The sequence below is a fragment of the Streptomyces sp. NPDC060027 genome, assembly GCF_042737005.1.
In the GTDB taxonomy this organism is placed as follows: Bacteria; Actinomycetota; Actinomycetes; order Streptomycetales; family Streptomycetaceae; genus Streptomyces.
Map to the genome: position 1 here is coordinate 1 of NZ_JBHWVI010000403.1, position 3651 is coordinate 3651.

Here is a 3651-nt window from a genome sequence, read left to right on the forward strand (position 1 = left end):
GTCCTAGACAGCTCCACCACACCGGAGGTCTTCGCCATGATCAAGCCCTGCAACTGTCAACAACGCTCGTGATCAATACATCTAGGGCCCTGTCCGGTCGATCGCGGCGGAGACACGGGCGCGGTTGGTCTCCTCCCCCGTGATCGGCCGGACAGGGCCCTAGAGAACCCCGGGTTCTCCGCCGGGCCACTCGGCGGAGAGGGGTCCCAGCCCACCGTCGACCCCGGCCACCAGCCCGGCGACCGTGGAGCCCGTCGCCCGGTGCCAGGTGCGCGCGCGTCGGAGCATCGCGTGGTCACCGCCCTCCACCCGCACGGCGCTCGCGGCGGAGCCCGCCTCGTCGGCCCGGCGGACGAGGGCGAACGACGCCGCGGGATCGGTGACCCGGTCCCGGTCCCCGTGCAGCACGATCACGCGCTTGTCCCGGAGGTGGGCCACCGGCTCGCCCTCCGGGCACCAGGGTGCGAGGGCCACCACGGCCCGGACCTGCGGCGCGGCCGCGGCGCGCAGGGCGGCGCGACCGCCCATCGAGTGGCCCACCAGCACCACCGGCACCTCCCCCACCAGATCGGCGAGTTCGGCGAGCGCCTGCCGGACATCGGCGACCGGGTCGGCGTCCGCACCGTTCCACCCTCGGTGGCGGTAGCGCACCTGCCCGACGAACACGTCCTCGTCCGGCAGGGCTCGCGTCACGGCGCGCACGAAGGGCCGCATGCGCACACGGGCGACATGCCACGGACGTGACGGGGCCCTGCTGTCCTCCCGGCCACCGTGAAGGATCAGCACGGCGGCGCGTGTCGGACCCGAACCCGGACCGGTGGTGCGACGCGGCTCCAGCGCCGCGGTCGCCCCGGTCACCTCGGGCCGGGACACATCATCGGCGGACGTCCGCGCAGAGCCTCGCATGGCACCTCCTCACCTTCACGGCGCTTCTCCACGCCACCTTCACGGCGCTTCTCCACGCCACCTTCACGGCGCTTCTCCACGCCTCGCACCGGCCGAGGAAGGATCGTCCCACCGGCCACTGGATATCCGTAGCCGAGGGGACAACGGTTTGGTGGCGGACCTGGAGAGGTCACGACCACTCGTCCAGGATCTCGCGAGCCCGGTGGACCGCGCCCCGGTTCCAGTGGAACTGCGCCTCCAGCTTGGTCCGGTTCTCGGTGACGAGCCGGCTCTGGATGCGTACGTCGACGGCGTGCACGGCCTTGATGTATCCGGTCCGCTGCTTGCAGCGGACGTCGGCGGTCGCGGTCTTCCTGTCGAGCGCGGACGGCTCGTCGGGGTCGCTCCGCTCCCCGGCCAGTCGCTGCTCCAGCTCCTCGCGGTCACGGTCGCGGCCCGTCCGGGCGTCCCCGGGCGTGGGGTAGTGGAAACCCGCTTTCCGCATGCACGCCGACCACGCCTTGTCCGCCCGCTTCCAGGCGGGGTCCCGCATCCCCTGCTGGAGACTCTTGCCCTTCAGCTCCAGCACCGGATCCCTGCGGTCCTGGGGGCTCGTCCCGTAGATCGCGCGGTCGGCCTCGCCGAGACAGCCGCGTTCCGGGATCCGGTGGCCGTGGACGGTCTTCGGTTCGTCCCCGACGAACTCGCCGGTGAGCGCCAGGTACTCGGAGAGAGTCCAGTTCGTCTTCGGGTAGCGGCGCTCGTAGTCGGCCCGCGGCCCCTCATAGCCGTATCGCGCGGCCTTCCCAGGGTCCTGTATCCCGTAGCGGGCGTCGTCCGACATGTAGACGACGGCCGTGGCCACGCCCGCGGTCGCGGGGCGTTCCGGCCAGCCGGGTACGGGGTCGGTGGCGAGGTTCGCCAGGCTGTCGAACCCGAGCCGCGCCATGCACTCCTTGGCGAGTGTCCACCGGGCCCTGCCGACCGTACGGACGTCGCCTTCGGGCATGTCGTAGGCGGCAAGGGGGAGGAACCTCGGGTCGTCGGAAGACGTGGGCCGCGCATGGGACGCGGGCGGGTCGGTCCGCAGGCCGCAGGCGGAGAGGGCGAGGCACGAGGCGAGGACCAGTAAGAGAGGGGCGGCTGAGCGCATCGGGCCAGCCGATCAGGATCCGGCGCGCCCGCCTGTGGCGGAGGCCATAGTTCCGGGTCACAGCCGGGTCACAGGTCCGACGCCGCTCCGGGGAGCGCGTGCCGACGGGTGCGGCACTCACTCGGTGTGCTCGGGCCGGGCGCGGTAGGCGTTGCGCCACTCCTGGTAGAAACTCCACAGACGTTCGGCGCGCGGGCAACGGCCCGCCTCCCGTTGGCACGTACGGCAGTTGCCGACGTGACCGACGTACGCGGCCTCGGGGGCGTCTCGCCCCGGTTGCGGATTCGTCATGACCCTCGGCACCCGTCGGCGCGACGCGCTCGAGCGCTGCGCCGCTTCTGATGCCGTACTTCCGCGCCGAGGGCCGTGGCGGATGCACGCGTCGCGGCTCGATTCCCTGGTGCCGTGGGCGGCTTGCCTCCAAGCGCTCGCGCACGTCACCGAGCCCGACGGGCGGCCGGATGCGGGAGGCGGGTGCCGGATGACCAGGTCCGACGTCCGACACCCGCTGACTGCCACCTGCCGCCTGCCGCCCGCTGCCTGCCGCCTACTGGCTGCTGCCCGCTGCCCGCTGCCCGCTGCCCGGCAAGCGTCAGTCGAGGAGGCCGACGTCCTCCACCGCGGGGAACGGCTCGTCGAACTGGGGTCTGCGGACGTGCAGATGGGCCACCTCGAACTCCATCTCGGAGAGTTCAGGGGGCGGGGGCGGGTGGTAACGCCCCCCGCACACGGACAGGTTGACGATGAGGAAGGCCTGCCAGGTCCTGCCCACGCCGCGCCGGTCGGCGAAGGCGCGGGTCCCGTTCACCCACCACACGACACGGTGGGCGCCGAACTCGACCACCAGGTCGACCCAGGCTCCCGGCCGGATGGCCTCGTCCCGGTAATAGCGGTGGGTGCCGCGCACATGGTTGGAGAGTTCCAGCAGGTCGGGGTTGTCGGGGTGGTACTCGAAGACGTCGATCTCCTGACCGCCGTCCAGCCACGTCCAGACAGCCGGCCAGGCGCCGATCCCGGTGGGCAGCCTGACCCGCGTCTCCAGGACGTCTCCCGTGCGGACCATGAACGCGTCCGCGCTCCCCTCGGTGGTCAGCAGGCCCGCGTCCCATCTGCCGTCCGGTCGCCGGGTGGCTCTGAAGCGGCCCGTCCGGCAGTAGGCCGGGTCGGCCACCAGATGGTCGAGCTTGTCGTCGTCCGGATTGACCGGACCGCCGTCGGGATAGGCCCAGGAGTGTCCCGCGATCCATTGCCTGGTCGAGGTGAAATCCGCCGTGAAGACGACATCGGACACGCGGCACTCCTTGGTGTCGGTGTTGGCGTACGGCCCAGGTTCTCCCCGGCACACCCTCGCCCACACCACCTGCGCGACGACCGGCCGCGAAACAACCCTTCGGGGTGAACCGGCCGCACGCCGGTGTGCCGGCCGGCCATCGCGCGCCGCCGCGGAGCCGGTCGAGCGCGACACCTTCGCGCGCGGCCCTCGGAGCTAGTGCCGCGGCAGGCAACGATTGCCCGTCGAGGAGCGGCGCCCGGTGCGTGCTCTCGGTGTGCCGGCCGGAAGTCCTCGTACTGGATGTACTTGGGATTTCGGCCGGTGCGGCGAGAGTGCGTGC

At 72.1% G+C, this 3651-nt stretch carries 4 protein-coding genes; all 4 read right to left on the bottom strand.

Features of this window, described 5'->3' with window-relative positions; all coding sequences use genetic code 11:
* Positions 1-159 precede the first annotated feature (159 nt).
* The gene (locus tag ACFWBT_RS42280; protein ID WP_385709942.1) at positions 160-906 is read right to left on the bottom strand and encodes an alpha/beta hydrolase; all 747 of its coding nucleotides are present in this window, start codon (positions 904-906) and stop codon (positions 160-162) included.
* Positions 907-1075: 169 nt separating this feature from the next.
* Positions 1076-2038: a hypothetical protein gene (locus ACFWBT_RS42285; RefSeq protein WP_385709945.1), complete on the bottom strand. Its 963-nt coding sequence runs from the start codon at positions 2036-2038 to the stop codon at positions 1076-1078.
* A gap of 117 nt (positions 2039-2155) precedes the next feature.
* Positions 2156-2329: a hypothetical protein gene (locus ACFWBT_RS42290; protein WP_385709947.1), complete on the bottom strand. Its 174-nt coding sequence runs from the start codon at positions 2327-2329 to the stop codon at positions 2156-2158.
* A gap of 301 nt (positions 2330-2630) precedes the next feature.
* Complete coding sequence (locus tag ACFWBT_RS42295) at positions 2631-3329, bottom strand: beta-glucanase (RefSeq protein ID WP_385709950.1); 699 nt, start codon at positions 3327-3329, stop codon at positions 2631-2633.
* Between the last annotated feature and the right edge of the window lie 322 nt (positions 3330-3651).